The following is an 18283-nucleotide window of genomic DNA, read 5'->3' on the forward strand; positions in this document are numbered from 1 at the left end:
TTCATCTCTGTGGGGGCGACCCTAGCGCAAATCCGGCACAGGGCAACACCCTGGTGGCCAGAGTGGTAAATGCGCGTCAGCCTGCGCTGCTGTCGAGCTTGAGGGGCACCTCGGCGACAGTCCCGTCGGTGCCTTCCAGATAGCGCAGACCATCGCCCAGCGTCGAAGCCATGGACTTGACGATGCGACTGCCAAGACCCGTGCCTTTCGGTGCACTGTCAGGATCAATGCCGATCCCGTCGTCTTCGACCCGCAACAGGGCTGCGTCATCGCCGATCATCTTCAACTGCACACGGATGTCGCCGGCCTGTCCCGGGGAATAGGCATACTTGAAGGCATTGGTCACGAGTTCGGTGACGATCATGCCGACGGAAACCGCCTTGTCTGCGCTGAGCGAAATCGGATCGGCATCGAGCAAGAGGCGGATCGGCTTTTCGGCACTGTGCAGGGAGCTGTAGAGTTCAGCCGTCAGGCGGCCGAGATAACGGTCGAGTTCGACCTTCGAGACGTCGTCAGAGGTGTAGAGGCTGCGATGCATGCCGGCAATTGCGGTGATGCGCGCCTGCGTCTCGGCCAATTCCGCCTTGACCTCCTCGCTCCGCGCGCTGGAGATCTGCAGCCGCAGCAGGCTCGCGACGAGCGCCAGAGAATTGGCAACACGATGGTTCACTTCGGCAAGCAGAGCTTCGGCCCGCTCCTTGCCGAGACGGATTTCTTCGTCCGCCCGTGTCTTGGCGGCTCTCAGCTGGGCATTGGCCACGGTCTGCTCGACGGCGCTCGACAGGAGAGACAGGAAGTCGTCGCTGACCGTCTTGATCACGTAGTCGGCAGCACCCGCCTTGATCGCTTCGATCGCGACCTGGGCCTCGTTGGAGCCGGTGACGTAGACGACCGGCACGTCGATCGCCGCCTCGCGCATGCGTGCGAGCACGTCATGGCCGGTGGTCTGGCGCAGATAGTGGTCGAGGACGACGACGTCGAACGGGCGCGCGCGCAACAAGGCGAGCGCGTCGTCCTCGGTCTCGGAATGGGCTACCTCGTGACCGAGGCGACCCATATACCGCTGCACCAGCCGGGCGATGGCCGCATCGTCGTCGATGTAGAGGACGCTGAAGCGCATCGCCGGGCCATCCTCAGGGGATTTGCATGACGGAGAAGAACAATCCGAGTTGTCGAATGGCATTGGCGAAGTTGTCGTAGTCGACAGGCTTGGTGATATAAACATTGGCCCCGAGGTCATAGCACCGCTGGATTTCGCGCTCGTCATCCGTCGTCGTCAAGATGACGACCGGGAGCCGCCGCGTATGCGAATTGGATTTAATTTGATCAAGAATATCCGTGCCCGACATGTCGGGCAGATTGAGATCGAGCAGGATCAGCAGATACCGGTCTTCTGAAACCTTGCCGCTACGGTCCTTGCCGAGAACATAGTCCAGCGCGTCCGTTCCGTTGGTGAACGGAATGATCTCGTTGTGCACGCCGGCACGACGCACGTTCTTCTCGATGAGACGAGCATGACCTTCGTCATCCTCGACCATGATGATGGTGACTTCCTTACCCACGGCTTTCATTATTCAACTCCGTACCAAGCGTGACAGGTCAGATGGCAGTCGCAGTACGAAGGTCGATCCTTCCCCTAAACGGGACTGAACGGTTATCTCCCCCCCAAGGTTCCGCGCAAGGGAGCGGACATGGGCAAGACCAATTCCTTCTCCGGACTGGTCCTGTTGGCCGGAACGGCGAAAGAGTTCGAAAATACGTTCGTGATCGTGTTCTGCAATGCCACGGCCGTTGTCCTCCACCTCGATCCGAACCATGTGTCGCCCTTCGGGCGCGGTTCGGACAGCAAGGGCCAAGGGCCGATCCGGATGTTTATATTTGATAGCATTATCGAAAAGGTTACCAAGGATTTGTTCGACCGACAGGCGGTCCGTGTTGAGGCGCGGAGCCTTGATTTCAAGCTTGATGCTGCCGTCGCTTTCGCTGATCTGGTGATAGACGCTGTTGGTGATGGTCTCGAGCATCGGCTGCAGTTCGACGATCTCGGGCTTCAGCTGGCGTCGACCGTCGCGCGAGATCTTCAGGATGGCATTGATCAGGCCGTCCATCTTCTTCGTCGATGAGCGGATGAAGCCGATCGCCTCCGGCAGGTCTTCTGCCGCGGCCAGTCGGGCCTCGTGGATCTGATCCTCCGAAACGGTCTTGCCGTCGTTCAGGACATAGGCCTGCAGCGACTTGAGCGACGCGTCGAGTTCGGCCGTAAAGCCCATGATGTTGACGAGGGGCGCGCGCAGATCATGCGTAACGATATAGGCGAAACGCTGGATTTCCTGGTTCGCCCGCATCAGGTCGTCGGTGCGCTCTGCCACACGGGCCTCCAGGCCCTGGTTCAGAACTTCGACCTCCTGGCGTGATGCCGCAAGCGCGCGGACATGCTGGGCCACGACCAGCAGCGCGCCACCCATGACGGCGACGATGGCAATGCCGCCGCCCAGCGTGATCCACTGAAGCTGCTGCGTCGCGGCGATCTGTTCCTGGGTTCCCGTTTCGACATTGGCGTCGGAGAGGTCCTTGAACTCGTCGAGCATCTGGCGGATCTCGTCCATCAGCTCGCGACCGACGTCACCGCGGACCAATTCAATGGCTTCGTCCTGTTCGCCGCTGCGCACGAGGTTGATCGCCTGACCCATCTCGGTGAGCTTGCCGCGGATCTTCTCGCGCAATGTGTCCATCCGCTCGGCCTTGATCGGCCGGTCTTTGACGGCTTCCGCCAGCGCTTCCACATTTTCGCGAATTTCCGAGACAGCACCTTCATAGGGCTGCAGGAACAGCTCCTCACCGGTGATGACGAAACCGCGCTGCCCTGTTTCGGCGTCGGTGAGCTTCTGCATCAGATCCGCTGCCATGCGGCGGATGTTGCGCTCCTGAAGGATATAGTCGAAGGTCGAGCGCGTGCGCTCCACGAGCCCGAGGGTCGCGACGATGATCCCGATGAGAATAGCGGTGCCGATCAGGAGGAAGAGGAGCGTGGACCGTACGAAACCGGCTTGGGTGGCGGACATGTAACTCCCAGAGGAACAAAAGCTGCGCAATGACGTTTAAACACGGCTCTCGCGACTTTGTTCCATCGAAAGATCGAGAAAATCCGTTTTCTTTTGAAGAGGGCGATCGCCCTAAGAAATCTGGAAGGCGATCACCGCAGCCGAGATTGCGATAACCCAGAGCGCCAGTCGTCCGAGCCGCGTGTGGCGGGCTTCAGCGCGACCAATGCGTTCCGCCGTTTCCGCATCAAACCGCAAGCCATCCTCGCTCATGCGAACGATGTCACTATGCAGCTTCTCGGTTTTCGCTGCAATCTCGGGCAGGGCCTCCGCCAGCCTCAGCGCCGCCTTCGCCCCGTCCCGCAGATCCGTCGCAATGCGCTTGGGCCCGAGATTGTCGCGGATCCAGTGCGAGACCACCGGCTCGGCGGCCTTCCACATGTTGAAGCGCGGGTTGAGAATGCGCGACACGCCTTCGACTACGACCATCGTCTTCTGCAGCATGACGAGCTCGGGGCGCGTCTGCATGTCGAAGAGTTCGGTGACCTCGAAAAGCAGGGTCAGCAGCTTGGCCATGGAGATCGTTTCGGCCGGCTGCCCGTGGATCGGCTCGCCGATCGCCCGGATCGCCTGGGCAAAGCTTGCGACATTATGGTGCGACGGCACATAGCCGGCCTCGAAATGCACCTCGGCAACACGCATGTAATCGCGCGTGATGAAGCCGTAGAGGATCTCGGCAAGGAAACGGCGCTCCTTCTTCCCGAGACGGCCGGCAATGCCCATGTCGACGGCCACGATCATGCCCGTGGGATCGACGAAGAGATTGCCCGGATGCATGTCGGCATGGAAGAAGCCGTCGCGCAGCGTGTGGCGAAGGAAGGACTGGATCAACGTGTCGGCAAGCGCGTTGAGATCATGGCCGGCTGCTCTCAAGCCCTCGACATCCGACATCTTGACGCCGTCGATCCATTCCATGGTGACGACATCGCGGCCGGTCCGCTCCCAGTCGACCTTGGGGACCCGGAAACCCGGATCGTCCTTGGTGTTTTCGGCGATCTCCGAAAGCGCGGCGGCCTCCAGGCGGAGATCCATCTCCACCTTGGTGGTCTGCTCCAGCGTCTTCGTGACTTCAACCGGGCGCAGTCGGCGCGTATGCGGCAGGAAGCGTTCCTGCATGTGGGAGACGAGGTACATGGCCTCGAGATCGGCGGCAAAGCGCTTGCGCACGCCGGGCCGGATCACCTTGACCGCCACCTTGCGTTTGCCCTCGGGCGTTTCCACCTCGGCCGGATGCACCTGGGCGATCGACGCCGCAGCGATGGGTTCGCCGAAATGGGCGTAGAGATCGTCGATGGAGCGGCCGAGCGACTCCCGGATCGTCGCCTTTGAAGCCTCCGTCGGGAAGAAGGCCATGCGGTCCTGCAGCCCGGCCAGATCTTCTGCGAATTCGGCGCCGACCACATCCGGCCGCGTGGCCAGAAACTGGCCGATCTTCACATAGGAGGGGCCGAGCCGCGCAACGGCCCGCGCCAGCCGGTCGGAGCGCTCAGCAGATTTTGCCCGATTGCGGGCCAGGGGCGCGACGGCGGCTTTGGCAATGCCCACCAACGGCGGCAGGCCTTCCGATGGCAAGGCGGCAATCACGCCTTCCCGTACCAGCACCCAGCCCACCCGCGCCAGGCGGAAATATGCCCCGATCGTGCTCATACGGCTTAGATCTTCCAGCCGGAATGCAGCGCGGCGATGCCGCCGGAATAGTTGGTGAACTTGACGTTGGAGAAACCGGCACGTTCTATCATGCGCGCAAAATCCGGCTGGTTGGGGAACTTGCGGATCGATTCCACGAGATACTGGTAGGGCTCCGCGTCGCCCGTGATCATCTTGCCGAAACGCGGGATCGCGTTGAACGACCAGGCATCATAGACCTTGTCGAGAAGCGGCATCTCGACCTCGGAGAATTCGAGAACCAGAAGGCGACCGCCACGCTTCAGGACGCGGAAGGCTTCCGAAAGTGCGACATCGATATGCGGCACGTTGCGGATGCCGAAGGCGATCGTATAGGCGTCGAAGCTCTTGTCTTCAAACGGCAGGCTTTCGGCATTGGCCTCGACGAAGGTGAGGTTGGGCGAAAGCCCCTTCTTCTCCGCACGCTCGGCGCCGACGCCGAGCATGGAGCCGTTGATGTCGAGCACGGTCGCATGGGCCGTCCGGTTGGAGGCTTCCACGATGCGAAACGCAATGTCGCCGGTGCCGCCCGCGACGTCGAGCACCTTGTAATTGGGATCCTTGCGCGGATTGAGCGCCGCGACCATCGAATCTTTCCAGACGCGGTGCAGGCCTGCCGACATCACATCGTTCATGATGTCGTAGCGCTTGGCCACCTTGTGGAAGACCTCGTTGACCAGCCCCTGCTTTTCCTGCTCGTCGACCTGGCGAAACCCGTATGAGGTTTCCATGCCGCCATCGGCGGAAATGCGGCTTGCAGTCATCGGTTCACTCCACATATCGGAACGGTCGGCGGACCATAGCGAAAAGGCTCGTCACGCGCTATCTGCGCAGGAGAAGCCAAAGGCTGGCTGGTCTATAGACCTTTAAAGAAGCGGTTCAAACAGAAAGATGGGCTTAAATGCCGGAATTGCCAGAGGTTGAGACGGTAAGACGCGGCCTCGCCCCCGCGATGGAAGGAGCGAGAGTGCAGCGCCTGGAGCTGCGGCGCGCGGATCTGCGCTTTCCGCTGCCGCGCGATTTTGCCGCAAGGGTTGCGGGACGCCGCATCCAGGCGCTGTCACGCAGGGCGAAATACCTGCTTGTCGATTTTGAAGAGGACCTGACGCTCATCGCCCATCTCGGCATGTCCGGCTCCTTCCGCATCGAGGCAGACGAGGGCGCCAGCCTGCCCGGCGTCTTCCACCACGAACGCAGCAAGGATGAAAAGCACGACCACGTCATTTTCCATCTGGAGCGTCCGGAGGGCGCCGTTCGCATCGTCTATAATGACCCGCGCCGCTTCGGCTTCATGGATCTGATGGCGCGCTCGGAACTCGAAACCTATCCGGCCTTTCGCGAGCTCGGTCCCGAACCCGTGGGCAACATGCTCTCGGCGGATTATCTCGCCACCCGGTTCGCCGGACGCGCCCAGCCGTTGAAGAGCGCGCTTCTGGATCAGAAGGTGATCGCGGGCCTCGGCAATATTTATGTCTGCGAGGCGCTCTGGCGGTCACATCTGTCGCCGACCCGCAAGGTCTCGACCCTGGTCACGAAGACCGGCAAGCCGAAACCGCAGCTGACGCTGCTTGCCAGTTCCATCCGCGAGGTCATTGCAGACGCGATCGAGGCCGGCGGCTCATCGCTGCGCGACCATATCCAGGCGGACGGCACGCTCGGCTACTTCCAGCATTTCTTCCGCGCCTATGATCGCGAAGGAAGGGAATGCCTCACGGATGGTTGTGGCGGTACCGTCGAAAGGATAGTTCAATCCGGCCGCTCGACATTCTATTGTCGCGCCTGCCAGAAATGAGGCCTGAAGGCCGCGGAGGGAGGAAGCCATGTCATTTGAAACCCTGCTGATCGAACGGCGCGATCGTGTTGCGCTGGTGACGCTCAATCGCCCGCAGGCGCTGAATGCGCTGAACTCGACCGTCATGCGCGAGCTCAGCCAACTCCTGGCCGAACTGCAGGCGGACGCCGATATCGCGGCCGTTGTGCTGACGGGGTCGGAAAAGGCCTTCGCCGCCGGCGCAGATATCAAGGAGATGCAGTCGCTGGACTTCGTCGACAGCTATACCGGCGACTTCATCGGCGGCTGGGATCAGGTGGCGGGCTTCCGCAAGCCGATCATCGCCGCGGTCTCCGGCTTCGCCCTCGGCGGCGGCTGCGAACTCGCCATGATGTGCGACTTCATCATAGCCTCGAAGACCGCGAAATTCGGCCAGCCCGAAATCACGCTCGGCATCATCCCCGGCATGGGCGGCTCCCAGCGTCTCACCCGCGCGGTCGGCAAGGCCAAGGCCATGGATCTTTGCCTCACCGGCCGGATGATGGATGCAGCGGAAGCAGAAAGCGCAGGCCTGGTGGCGCGCGTCGTCGAACCTGAGCGGCTCCTGGACGAGGCGCTGGAAGCGGCAGCCAAGATTGCCTCGCTGTCTCTCCCCTCCGTGATGATGGCCAAGGAGGCGGTCAACCGCGCCTTCGAGCAGACCTTGAGCGAAGGCTTGCGTTTCGAGCGTCGCCTGTTCCACTCGCTGTTTGCGACCGAGGACCAGAAGGAGGGAATGGCAGCCTTCGTGGAGAAACGGAAGCCGAGCTTCAAGAACAGATAAGCGTAAGGGAAGGCGCGTTATCTGCAGAATCCGCGTTGACGCAATCGCGCTTTCCCGCTATATGCCCGCCCACGGTTGGGAAAGCCGATGCGCTTTCCCCATGAAACAGCTCCCCAAGTGCTGGTATGGCAGGTCGCAACGACCCGACGCGGCGATGGTGGGCTTTGGTTTGAATTCGAGAGAGGCATTATGGCCAACACAACTTCGGCGAAGAAGGCGACCCGCAAGATCGCTGCCCGTACTGCAGTCAACAAGGCTCGTCGTTCGCGGGTCCGTGGTTTCATCCGCAAGGTCGAAGAAGCCATCGCTTCGGGTGACGCAACTGTCGCCAAGGATGCTCTGAAGGCTGCTCAGCCGGAGATCCAGCGCGCTGCCACCAAGGGCGTCGTTCATGCCAACACTGCATCGCGCAAGATCTCGCGTCTTGCTGCTCGTGTGAAGGCACTGGCTGTCTAATTTTAGACACCTTTTTGACAAATTGTGAAGAGCCTGGCGTTTCGCCGGGCTCTTTGTCGTTCGTGCTGCGTTTTACTGCAAATTGATGTTTTAGAATTTTCTGTTGCAGTGCAGCTTATCATTCCGATGACATAAAAAATTAAATGTTTACAATGACTTCAAGGAGGTGGCTCGCGTAAGGCGCCCTTCGGGCTGGGGGAAGTTACCCCTCCTGGCCGTCAAGGAAAATTTTATTTTTTGGCTTCGCGACAACCCCATTTTGTGCCCGTTTGGGAATCTCCTTGATTCAAAAGCGATTCTTTTTCGCCCGAATGTGACGCAAAAATGAAGTACCAAGAGTCAATGGCCTGAGGCTCCGCTACCGTAAAAATCGGTGTTGATCTTCACATTTGATCCTGCCTTAATGTTTCTCAGCAAAGGGCGAGGGACTAGCCCGAAACGACGGTCTGAACGGCAGGAATGCTCTCAAGATAGTCGCCTTTGCCGGAGCGGAGTGTGTCCATTCCGTTTTCTCATAAAGTGATCGGCGTTGCATCGGAAACTTGGCTGTTTCCGGGTGATGACGATTTGTGCCTTGAAAGGGCCCAGCGGCTCTGAAGGGATGAACGATCGGCATGACGAGGATGCCGTTCGCTTTGAAAGGACATCCGTCGGCGTGAGGGGGCGACGGAAGCTGTGTCGGGCTTTTGGCTGAAGCGCGACGAGTGTTCGGGGACTGTCGATCTCTAGGGGTCGACGTGAGATGAAGCGGCTGTCGGACGGCGAGAGAAACGCCCGACACCTGGAATGAATTGGAAGGCGGCAAAATGCAGATGAACTCTATGACGGCCGGTGCATTGGCGAACGGGGACAATGCACATTCGGCGCTTGGCGCCGCGTGCTCCGACGGAGCAGGAGAGAATGCCGATATGAAGCATAACGATCTCTTTGACCGCTTCAGCAAGCGACTGAAGGCTCAGGTCGGGGTCGACGTCTACCAAAGCTGGTTTGGGCGCCTGAAGCTCCATTCCGCATCGAAGAGCGTGGTCCGTCTGACGGTCCCCACCACTTTCCTGAAGTCGTGGATCAACAACCGCTATCTCGATCTCATCACCTCCATCTTCCAGGCCGAAGATCCCTCGATCCTCAAGGTCGAGATCATGGTGCGCAGCGCAAGCCGCAGCACCCGCGGTCCGCAGGTGGAAGAGCGCGCGGCCGGCAGCGAAGCCGCCCAGCCCGCGGCCGCCCGCAAGTCCGGTCCCCAGTCGATCGGCCAGATCGCGCAGCCGCAGACCCCGTCCAACGGGACGGCTCCGCGCAGCCAGAGCGGTCCGCTCTTCGGTTCGCCGCTCGACAGCCGCTACACCTTTGATGGCTTCGTGGAAGGCGCGTCCAACCGCGTGGCCCTCGCTGCCGCCAAGACGATTGCCGAAGCCGGTGCCGGCGCCGTGCGCTTCAACCCGCTCTTCATCCATTCCTCGGTGGGTCTCGGCAAGACGCACCTTCTGCAGGCGATTGCCAATGCGGCCATCCAGAGCCCGCGCCAGCCGCGCGTCGTCTATCTGACGGCCGAATACTTCATGTGGCGCTTCGCCACCGCGATCCGCGACAACGATGCCCTGACGCTCAAGGACTCGCTGCGCAACATCGACCTCCTGATCATCGACGACATGCAGTTCCTGCAGGGCAAGATGATCCAGCACGAGTTCTGCCATCTCTTGAACATGCTGCTCGACAGCGCCAAGCAGGTCGTCGTCGCCGCCGACCGCGCTCCCTGGGAGCTTGAATCGCTCGATCCGCGCGTTCGTTCGCGCCTCCAGGGTGGCGTTGCCATCGAGATGGAAGCGCCCGACTACGAAATGCGCCTCGACATGATGAAGTCGCGCCTGGAAGTCGCCCGCAAGGACGACCCCTCGCTCGACATTCCCGCAGACATTCTCGAACACGTCGCCCGCAACATCACCAGCAGCGGCCGTGATCTGGAAGGCGCCTTTAACCAGTTGCTCTTCCGTCGCTCCTTCGAGCCGAACCTGTCGATCGAGCGTGTAGACGAGCTGCTCGCTCACCTCGTCGGTGCCGGTGACCAGAAGCGCGTGCGGATCGAAGACATCCAGCGCGTCGTTGCCCGTCATTACAACGTCTCGCGTCAGGAACTCGTCTCGAACCGCCGCACCCGCGTCATCGTCAAGCCGCGCCAGATCGCCATGTATCTGTCGAAGACGCTCACCCCGCGCTCCTTCCCGGAGATCGGCCGTCGCTTCGGCGGACGTGACCACACGACGGTCTTGCATGCTGTTCGCAAGATCGAGGAACTGATCTCGGCCGACCAGAAGCTGTCGCAGGAAATCGAACTCCTGCGCCGCCTGATCAACGAATAAGCGAGCCGTTGTTTGCAGAATACGAAGGCCCGCCGGTTCGTCGCCGGCGGGCTTCTTGCGTTCAATCGAGCGCCTCGGTGCGAGACCTCATCAGCAATTCGGGATTGATAACGGCGCTCAGCAGGCGAGATCGGCGACGACGGCGTCGAGGATCAGCATGCCCGGCGGCGTGCAGCGCAGCCGCGAATTGCCGAGGCGCTCGATGAAGCCCTGGTCCAGCAGGAACTGCTCCTTGTCCGGATCGGGATCGCGGCCGGAAAGCTGCTGCCAGCGGGAGAGGTCGACACCCTCGCGCAGGCGAAGCCCCATCAGCAACAATTCGTCCGCCTGCGCCTCGTGATCCAGCTCCTCGCGGTCGATGATGCCATGGCCGTTCTGCTCGACGGCGGAAAGCCAGGTCTCGGGATGACGTTCGGCCACCGTTGCGATCTTGCTCCGCCCCTGCGTCAGCCGTCCATGCGCGCCGGGGCCGATCCCGGCATAATCGCCGTAGCGCCAATAGGTGAGGTTGTGCCGACTTTCGGCTCCCGGGCGGGCATGGTTGGAAACCTCATAGGCCGGCAAGCCTTCGCGCGCCGTGATCTCCTGCGTCGCCTCGTAAAGGGTTGCGGCATGCTCGTCGTCGGGCACGATCAGCTTGCCGGCCTTGTGCAGGCCGTAAAAGGCGGTGCCTTCCTCGATGGTCAACTGGTAGAGCGAGAGGTGATCGACCGCATAGGAGATCGCCTCCTTCAACTCCTTCTCCCAGGCCTCGACCGTCTGGTTGGGGCGGGCATAGATGAGATCGAAGGACATGCGCGGAAAGATCTCGCGTGCCAGCCGGATCGCCTTCAGCGCATCCGCCACGTCATGCAGTCGTCCGAGAAATCTAAGATCCGGATCATTCAGCGCCTGCACGCCGAGCGACACCCGGTTAACCCCTGCGGCCCTGTAGCCGCGGAAACGGGTCGCCTCGACGCTGGAGGGGTTCGCCTCCATCGTGATCTCGATGCCGTCGGGCGTGTGCCAGTTGGCGGCGATCCCGTCGAGGATCGCGCCGACCGTCGAAGGATCCATCAGCGAAGGCGTGCCGCCCCCCATGAAGACGCTGGTCACCGTCTTCGGCCCCGACAACGCCCGCACGGCCTTCAGCTCAGTAAGGAACGCCTGAACGAAGCGCGCCTGATCGACCGGCTGATGCCGCACATGGCTGTTGAAGTCGCAGTAAGGGCACTTGGCCGCGCAGAAGGGCCAATGCACGTAAACGCCGAAGCCGGGTTCTCCCGTATCGGGCAGCAGCGTGAAGGACCGGTCGGTCAACGCTTCAGGCCTCCAGGCAGGTTTCGACGAAGAGCTTGAAGGCCCGTGCCCGGTGCGACAGGGCGGCCGCATCGCCCGGCTTCCAGCCATGCTTCTCGTCCGCCGTCATCTCGCCGAAGGTGCGTTCATGCCCCTCAGGCTGGAAGATCGGGTCGTAACCGAAGCCGGCGGACCCACGCGGCGGCCAGGCAATGGTGCCTTCGACCTCGCCGCGGAAGAATTCGGTGTGACCGTCCGGCCAGGCGAGACAGAGCACGCTGACGAAGCGGCAGGTCCGCTGGGCGGCTTCCGTCGCGCCCCGCTCGGCAAGCGCCTTTTCGACCTTTTCCATCGCCCAGGGGAAATCACGCGTGCCGTCTTCCCGCTCCGCCCAGTTGGCCGTGTAGACGCCGGGCGCACCATCAAGCGCATCGATCACCAGCCCGCTGTCATCCGACAGCGCCGGCAGACCGGACGCCTTGGCCGAGGCCAATGCCTTGATCGCGGCATTCTCTTCGAAAGTCGTGCCGGTTTCCTCAGGCTCGACGAAAGCAAGGTCCTTGGCCGATTTGGCCGAGAAGCCGAAGGAGCCGATCAGGTCGGCGATCTCGGCAATCTTGCCGGCATTGTGGCTGGCCACGACGATCATGCGGGTGTCAAGCTTGCGCATGGGGTCCTCAGAGATTCCAGAGTTTGGGTTCGGCGCATTCCAGGCTGTTGCCGGCCGGGTCGCGGAAGTAGATGGAACGGGCGCCGGTCGGCCAGCGGAAATCGGCCTCGATCGCCACTCCGGCGGCTGTCAGCTTCGCGGCCATCTCGTCCAGTCTGTCTCCCGAAACGCGAAAGCAGAGGTGTCCCGCACCTGTGGTGCCATGTGGCGGCACGGGCAGCGCACCGGGAGACGCAGCCTTCACCGTCTCCTCGGCGTTGAAGATCAGCACCACGGTCTGACCGCAGCGGAAGAAGATGTGCCGGTCATCGTGGCGGGCGATGCGCTTGAGACCGAGGACGGTGCCGTAGAAGTGCTCGGCGGCATCCAGATCGGACGCATAGAGCGCGGCCTCCAGAACACCTTCGATCTCCTGTGCCATCGACCCGGCCCTCAGTCTCAGCCGATTGCCTGCTTCTGCAGGGCCACCAGTTCATCGATACCGTTGCGGGCAAGGCCAAGCAGCGTCAGGAACTCGTCCTGGCTGAAGGGCTTGCCTTCCGCGGTGCCCTGGATTTCGACGATGCCGCCGGAGCCGGTCATGACGAAGTTGGCATCGGTCTCGGCGGCCGAGTCTTCCAGGTAATCCAGGTCGATCACCGGCTGGCTTGCAAAGATCCCGCAGGAGATCGCGGCGATATGGTCCTTCAGAACCTTCTCGACCTTCACCATGCTGCGCGCTTCCATCCACTTCAGGCAGTCGTGCAGGGCGATCCAAGAGCCGGTGATTGCCGCCGTGCGCGTGCCGCCATCCGCCTGGATGACGTCGCAGTCGATCGAGATCTGCCGCTCGCCGAGCGCTTCGAGGTCGACGATGGCGCGCAGCGACCGGCCGATGAGCCGCTGGATTTCCTGAGTGCGGCCGCTCTGCTTGCCGGAGGAGGCTTCGCGGCGCATGCGCTCGCCGGTCGCGCGCGGCAGCATGCCGTATTCGGCCGTCACCCAGCCCTTGCCGGAATTGCGCAGCCACGGCGGCGTCTTGTCCTCAAGGCTTGCGGTGCACAGCACATGCGTGTCGCCGAACTTCACCAGGCAGGAGCCTTCCGCATGCTTGGAGAAATTGCGCTCGAACGAGACCTTGCGCATTTGGTCGGTTTTTCTGCCGGATGGCCGCATTGCAATCTCCTGAGTTGTTCGTTGCCTTCTAAGGAGGGAGCCACCCATTTGCAAAGAAAAACCATGCCGCAACGCCGCAGGAGGCGTGCCGAAGCCTCAAATACCCCTTGGTCATCGAACACGCAGTGATTATATTTGCGCCATGAAACCTCTGAGATCCTGTCCGCTGCGCCAATGGCATCACTGAAGACGACTGTCGCAGACGTTTCCGCGTCGCTGGACGAACGCTCACGGGAAGTGTTTCGCCGCATCGTCGAAACCTATCTCGATTCCGGTGATCCGCTGGGCTCGCGCAACCTGTCGCGCCTGCTGCCGATGTCGCTATCCCCGGCGTCGGTGCGCAATGTCATGAGCGATCTGGAAGATCTCGGCCTCATCTATGCGCCCCATGTCAGCGCCGGTCGACTGCCCACTCAGGCGGGTCTGCGCTTCTTTGTCGACGCCTTCATGCAGGTGGGCGACCTCTCGGAAGGGGAGCGCGACGAGATCGAGCGGCAGATCCGCCCGACCAGCGCCGATCAGCCGATGGAGGCGATGCTGACTGAAGCAAGCCGCATGCTCTCCGGGCTGTCGCGCGGCGCAGGCCTCGTCATATCGTCCAAGAACGATCCCGTCCTGAAGCATGTCGAATTCATCCGGCTCGAGCCGACCAAGGCCCTTGCCGTCCTTGTCGGCGAGCACAATCAGGTCGAAAACCGCATCATCGAGCTACCGGCCGGCGTAACCGCTTCGCAGCTGACGGAAGCGGCGAACTTTCTGAACGCCAATCTTGCCGGCCAGACGCTGCGCGAATTGCGCGGGCAGATCGAGAAGCTGAAGACCCAGGTCGCAAGTGAACTCGACACGCTCTCGCAGGATTTGGTCGAGCGCGGCCTTGCCGTCTGGTCGGGCGAAGTCGCAGAAAAGCAGCCGGCCCGCCTGATCGTGCGTGGCCGTGCCAACCTGCTCGAAGGTCTTGCTGGCTCGGAGGATATCGATCGGCTGAGGCTGCTCTTCGATGACCTCGAGCGCAAGGAAAGCCTGATCGAGATCCTCGACCTTGCCGAAAGCGGCCCGGGCGTGCGCATCTTCATCGGCTCCGAGAACAAGCTCTTTTCGCTGTCGGGTTCCTCGTTGATCGTGGCACCCTACCGCGACGGCGAAGACCGCATCGTCGGTGCCGTCGGCGTCATCGGGCCGACGCGCCTGAATTACTCGCGGATCGTGCCGATGGTCGACTACACCGCGCAGCTGATGGCCCGGCTGTCGCGCAGCGGGCGTTAGGCGGATTTCCCGCCAACCCTTGATTTTTTCACCCCAAACCCTGATATCGGGCACGAATTCGACACCGAGAGTTCGGACACCAAAACCATTCGGAGAACGTCATGACCGAAGAAACCAACAAGAACGGACCTGACGCGGCGGCCCACGAGGCGCACGCAACCGAAGCGGCTGAACAGCAGGCTGCGGGCGCAGACGAGGGCGCGACGGAGGCTCAGCTGGACCCTGTGGAAGCCCTCCAGGCCGAGAACGCCGACTTGCGCGACCGCTTCCTGCGCCTCGCCGCTGAGATGGACAATCTGCGTCGCCGCACCGACCGCGAGATCAAGGACGCGAAGTCCTATGCCGTCACGAGCTTTGCCCGCGACATGCTCTCCGTTTCGGACAATCTTCGTCGCGCCATCGAGACGCTGCCGGAAGAGGCGCGCGCTGCGGCCGACGCAACGCTGACGGCACTGATCGAAGGTGTGGAAATGACCGAGCGCGGCATGCTTGCCACGCTGGAACGCCATGGTGTGCGTAAGATCGACGCCGAGGGCCAGAAGTTCGACCCGAATTTCCATCAGGCAATGTTCGAGGTCCCGAACCCGAATGTTCCCAACAACACGGTGGTTCAGGTTGTCCAGGCTGGCTATGCGATCGGCGAACGCGTCCTGCGCCCGGCCATGGTCGGTGTCGCCAAGGGTGGTCCGAAGGCGGACGCCGTTGCCGAGGACGCCGCCAAGGCTTGAGGGTTTAAGTTAGAGGCCACATGAAAAAAAGCGCCCGATGGGCGCTTTTTTGTTGAGCTCATCTGACGCTGCAGATCAGGCCGCGTTCGAGGCCTGTTCTTCGTTCAGGAAGGTGTAGATCGCCGAAGCGGATTCGGTCGCGCGGAGCTTGGCCACCAGATCCTGGTCGCGCAGCACGCGGGCAATCCGTGACAGGGCCTTGAGATGGTCTGCACCGGCACCTTCGGGTGCGAGGAGCAGGAAAACGAGGTCGACCGGCTGGTCGTCCAGGGCCTCGAAATCCACGGGTGTTTCCAGGCGTGCGAAGACACCGGTGATCTTGGTGATCTTATTGAGCTTGCCATGCGGGATCGCGATCCCATTGCCCACGCCCGTCGAACCCAGACGCTCGCGCTGCAGGATCACGTCGAAGATTTCCCGTTCCGGAATGTCGGTGAGCTTGGAGGCTTTGGCCGCAAGTTCCTGAAGCAGCTGCTTCTTGGAGTTCACCCGGAGGGCCGGTACGACAGCATCCTGCTGCAGCAAATCTGCCAATGCCATATCAATGTCCTTCATGCCTCGGATCGACGAGCGGGCGGCCGCCTCGTGCAGCCGCCCAAGCCGATCCTCAGCCTTTGATGTTGGCGGAATCGATCCACCCGATATTACCGTCATTCCGACGATAAACGATATTCAATTGTTCACTTCCCGGGTTTCTGAACAGAAGAACCGGTTCATCCGTCATGTCGAGAGCCATAACGGCCGTAGCGACCGACATGGTCCGCAGTTTCTTGGTGCTCTCGGCCACGATCGTCGGGGCGTAGTCTTCCGGCAGTTCCTCGTGATCCTCGTCCACGGAGTCCATGACCGTATAGGCCACCTCGATCGGCGGGTTCTGAGCCTCGCCGGCGTGATGATCCTTCAGCTTGCGCTTGTAGCGGCGCAGGCGCTTTTCGACTCGCTCAAAGGCCGTGTCGAAGGCCACTTGCGGATCATTGGCCTCGCCTGCGGCATGCAGGTTCGCGCCGGTATCGAGATGCACCAGGCAATCGGCCGCGAAGCGCGACTGCGACTTCGTGACGACCACTTGCCCGGAATACCCTCCGTCGAAGTACTTGGTAACCGCATCCTGGATTCGGTCTTCGATCCGCTGGCGGAAAGTTTCACCGATTTCCATCTGCTTGCCGGATACACGCACACTCATGGAGTTTCCCTTCTTATGATTGGTTGCGTATCCATTTTACGCCAAGCGACGTCCGCGTCCAAGCTTTTCGAGCGGTTCGGTCAGTCTCTGCCTTCGTTTGTCGGGCGTGGTCGAGGGGACTTTTCCCTCGGCGACAGTGTGCGCTGTCGATTGCGGCGCGCTTCTAGCCGCCATCGGCCGCAGAGTCAATCTCCTGTTAATCTTTGCGGTGATTTGGGCCGGTCAGACGGCGGAAACCTTGGCCATGGCGCGCTTTTCACGACGTCTTTGCACCGAGGAGGCGATGTTCATCGACTCCCGGTATTTCGCAACGGTGCGCCGCGCAAGCTCCACGCCGCTTGCCTTCAGCTGATCGACGATATCGTCATCGGAGAGCACGGCATCGGGGCTTTCCTGGGCGATGAGCGCGCGGATCCGGTGGCGAACCGCTTCCGCCGAATGACTGTCTCCGCCCTCGGCCGATGCGATGGATACGCTGAAGAAGTATTTCAGCTCGAACAGCCCGCGCGGCGTCATCATGTATTTGTTCGTGGTGACGCGGCTGACGGTCGATTCGTGCATTTTGATCGCGTCGGCAATCGTCTTCAGATTGAGCGGGCGCAGATGATCGACGCCGTGATCGAGGAAGGCCGATTGTTGCCGGACAATCTCTGCCGCGACCTTGGTGATGGTCTTTGCCCGCTGGTCGAGGCTGCGGGTCAGCCAGTTGGCGTTCTGAAGGCATTCCGACATGAAGGCCTGGTCGGGCGCATCCTTGGCCGTACCGGGGCGCACGGCCGCCATATAGCTGTGATTGACCAGCACGCGGGGCAGGGCGTCCGGGTTGAGCTCCACCCGCCATCCGCCGTTTCCATCGGCCCGGACCACGATGTCGGGCGTGACAGACTCGCTGACGGCGTGTTCGAAGCTGCTGCCCGGCTTGGGGTTGAGCTTGCGGATTTCCGACAGCATGTCGATGAGGTCTTCCTCGTCGACGCCGCAGATTTTCTTCAGCGTCGCGAAATCGCGCTTTGCCAGGAGCTCGAGATTGTCGACCAGCACCGCCATGGCAGGATCATAGCGGTCCCGCTGGCGCAGCTGGATCGCCAGGCATTCACTGAGCGAGCGGGCAAACACACCCGCGGGTTCCAGCGTCTGCAGGGTGGTGAGAACCTCTTCCACGGCATCGCGCGACAGGCCGAGGCGGCTGGATATCTCGGAGAGATCGGCCCGCAGATAGCCGGCTTCGTCGAGATGGTCGACGAGCACGGAGGCGAGCAGCTGATCGGAGGCGGTACTGAGCGCAAACGGGATCTGCTGATTGAGGTGGTCGCGCAGGCTGATCTGGCCGGCGACGAAATCGTCGAGGTCGAAACCTTCGCTGCCATCGCCCGATTGCCCAGGCATCGATTTCCACTGGCCGAGCAGCTCTGGCGCGTCGGGGCGTTGGGCCGAGCCTTCATCGGCAAAGGCCGTATCGTAATTGGTGTCGAGGCGATCGCTCAGGCGGTCGCTGGCGTCGTTTTCGTACCAGTCGCTGTCGAGAGCGGGCGGTGCTGCGAAGTCGTCGCCGTTGGCCTGATTGTCCTGCTGTGATCCGGTGCCGTGGCGATCGGCAGTCTCGGAAGGGTCGCCGCTCAAATCTCCGTCATCTGCCGCCATTTCGAGCAGCGGATTGCGCTCGACTTCCTGCGCGATGAACTGCATCAGTTCGAGGTGAGTCATCTGCAACAGCTGAATCGATTGCATCAGCTGCGGAGTCATCACCAGAGACTGGCTCTGTCGCAGGAACAGGTTGGCGGATAAGGCCATGGCGGACGTTCGACTCCCCTACATTCCCCCGTATTCCCGCCC

At 61.7% G+C, this 18283-nt stretch carries 18 protein-coding genes; 6 read left to right on the plus strand and 12 right to left on the minus strand.

The window, feature by feature from the left end; genetic code table 11:
• Window positions 1-76 precede the first annotated feature (76 nt).
• The 5 genes from M1E12_RS21195 to ubiE form a co-directional block, all read right to left on the minus strand.
• Window positions 77-1120 carry a sensor histidine kinase gene (locus M1E12_RS21195; protein ID WP_479563195.1) on the minus strand — a complete coding sequence of 348 codons (1044 nt, stop codon included), beginning with the start codon at window positions 1118-1120 and terminating at the stop codon, window positions 77-79.
• 13 nt (window positions 1121-1133) lie between these two features.
• Complete coding sequence (locus M1E12_RS21200; RefSeq protein ID WP_113460172.1) at window positions 1134-1571, minus strand: response regulator; 438 nt, start codon at window positions 1569-1571, stop codon at window positions 1134-1136.
• Between the two features lie 3 nt (window positions 1572-1574).
• Window positions 1575-3062 (minus strand): sensor histidine kinase, encoded by a 1488-nt coding sequence (locus M1E12_RS21205; protein ID WP_479563196.1) that lies wholly within the window; start codon window positions 3060-3062, stop codon window positions 1575-1577.
• 111 nt (window positions 3063-3173) lie between these two features.
• Window positions 3174-4748, minus strand: coding sequence for a 2-polyprenylphenol 6-hydroxylase (ubiB, locus tag M1E12_RS21210; protein ID WP_479563197.1), 1575 nt, complete (start codon window positions 4746-4748; stop codon window positions 3174-3176).
• Between the two features lie 5 nt (window positions 4749-4753).
• Window positions 4754-5530, minus strand: coding sequence for a bifunctional demethylmenaquinone methyltransferase/2-methoxy-6-polyprenyl-1,4-benzoquinol methylase UbiE (gene ubiE / locus M1E12_RS21215; RefSeq protein ID WP_479563198.1), 777 nt, complete (start codon window positions 5528-5530; stop codon window positions 4754-4756).
• A 137-nt stretch (window positions 5531-5667) separates the two neighbouring features.
• On the opposite strand from ubiE, the gene mutM reads away from it, so the two are divergent.
• The 4 genes from mutM (at window position 5668) to dnaA (ending at window position 10173) form a co-directional block, all read left to right on the plus strand.
• On the plus strand, window positions 5668-6558 hold the full coding sequence (mutM, locus tag M1E12_RS21220; protein WP_479563199.1) for a bifunctional DNA-formamidopyrimidine glycosylase/DNA-(apurinic or apyrimidinic site) lyase: 891 nt from the start codon (window positions 5668-5670) through the stop codon (window positions 6556-6558).
• Window positions 6559-6586: 28 nt separating this feature from the next.
• Entirely contained in the window at window positions 6587-7360 is a 774-nt protein-coding gene (locus M1E12_RS21225) for an enoyl-CoA hydratase (RefSeq protein WP_113460167.1), read from the plus strand.
• A gap of 189 nt (window positions 7361-7549) precedes the next feature.
• Window positions 7550-7816 carry a 30S ribosomal protein S20 gene (rpsT, locus tag M1E12_RS21230; RefSeq protein ID WP_113460166.1) on the plus strand — a complete coding sequence of 89 codons (267 nt, stop codon included), beginning with the start codon at window positions 7550-7552 and terminating at the stop codon, window positions 7814-7816.
• Window positions 7817-8622: 806 nt separating this feature from the next.
• Window positions 8623-10173, plus strand: coding sequence for a chromosomal replication initiator protein DnaA (gene dnaA, locus M1E12_RS21235; RefSeq protein ID WP_113460165.1), 1551 nt, complete (start codon window positions 8623-8625; stop codon window positions 10171-10173).
• Window positions 10174-10290: 117 nt separating this feature from the next.
• Here dnaA and hemW read toward each other — a convergent pair whose 3' ends face one another.
• The 4 genes from hemW to rph are packed head-to-tail and all read right to left on the minus strand — an operon-like array spanning window position 10291 to window position 13276.
• Window positions 10291-11472 carry a radical SAM family heme chaperone HemW gene (hemW, locus tag M1E12_RS21240; RefSeq protein ID WP_479563200.1) on the minus strand — a complete coding sequence of 394 codons (1182 nt, stop codon included), beginning with the start codon at window positions 11470-11472 and terminating at the stop codon, window positions 10291-10293.
• Window positions 11473-11476: 4 nt separating this feature from the next.
• Window positions 11477-12121, minus strand: a complete 645-nt coding sequence (gene rdgB / locus M1E12_RS21245) for an RdgB/HAM1 family non-canonical purine NTP pyrophosphatase (RefSeq protein WP_479563201.1) — start codon at window positions 12119-12121, stop codon at window positions 11477-11479.
• Window positions 12122-12128: 7 nt separating this feature from the next.
• The gene (locus M1E12_RS21250; protein WP_479563202.1) at window positions 12129-12542 is read right to left on the minus strand and encodes a VOC family protein; all 414 of its coding nucleotides are present in this window, start codon (window positions 12540-12542) and stop codon (window positions 12129-12131) included.
• Between the two features lie 17 nt (window positions 12543-12559).
• Window positions 12560-13276: a ribonuclease PH gene (rph, locus tag M1E12_RS21255; RefSeq protein WP_113460161.1), complete on the minus strand. Its 717-nt coding sequence runs from the start codon at window positions 13274-13276 to the stop codon at window positions 12560-12562.
• Between the two features lie 174 nt (window positions 13277-13450).
• On the opposite strand from rph, the gene hrcA reads away from it, so the two are divergent.
• A complete protein-coding gene (hrcA, locus tag M1E12_RS21260) occupies window positions 13451-14539 on the plus strand; it encodes a heat-inducible transcriptional repressor HrcA (RefSeq protein WP_113460160.1) in 1089 nt (362 codons plus the stop codon).
• Window positions 14540-14640: 101 nt separating this feature from the next.
• Window positions 14641-15267 carry a nucleotide exchange factor GrpE gene (grpE, locus tag M1E12_RS21265; protein WP_136540237.1) on the plus strand — a complete coding sequence of 209 codons (627 nt, stop codon included), beginning with the start codon at window positions 14641-14643 and terminating at the stop codon, window positions 15265-15267.
• 75 nt (window positions 15268-15342) lie between these two features.
• Here the strand turns inward: grpE and ptsN are convergent, their stop codons facing one another.
• From ptsN to rpoN, 3 genes are all read right to left on the minus strand, one after another.
• Window positions 15343-15807: a PTS IIA-like nitrogen regulatory protein PtsN gene (gene ptsN, locus M1E12_RS21270; protein WP_113460311.1), complete on the minus strand. Its 465-nt coding sequence runs from the start codon at window positions 15805-15807 to the stop codon at window positions 15343-15345.
• Window positions 15808-15874: 67 nt separating this feature from the next.
• Window positions 15875-16450, minus strand: coding sequence for a ribosome hibernation-promoting factor, HPF/YfiA family (hpf, locus tag M1E12_RS21275; RefSeq protein WP_113460158.1), 576 nt, complete (start codon window positions 16448-16450; stop codon window positions 15875-15877).
• Between the two features lie 222 nt (window positions 16451-16672).
• Window positions 16673-18241 carry an RNA polymerase factor sigma-54 gene (gene rpoN, locus M1E12_RS21280; RefSeq protein WP_310240056.1) on the minus strand — a complete coding sequence of 523 codons (1569 nt, stop codon included), beginning with the start codon at window positions 18239-18241 and terminating at the stop codon, window positions 16673-16675.
• Between the last annotated feature and the right edge of the window lie 42 nt (window positions 18242-18283).

The sequence above is a fragment of the Rhizobium sp. K33 genome (assembly GCF_056501445.1).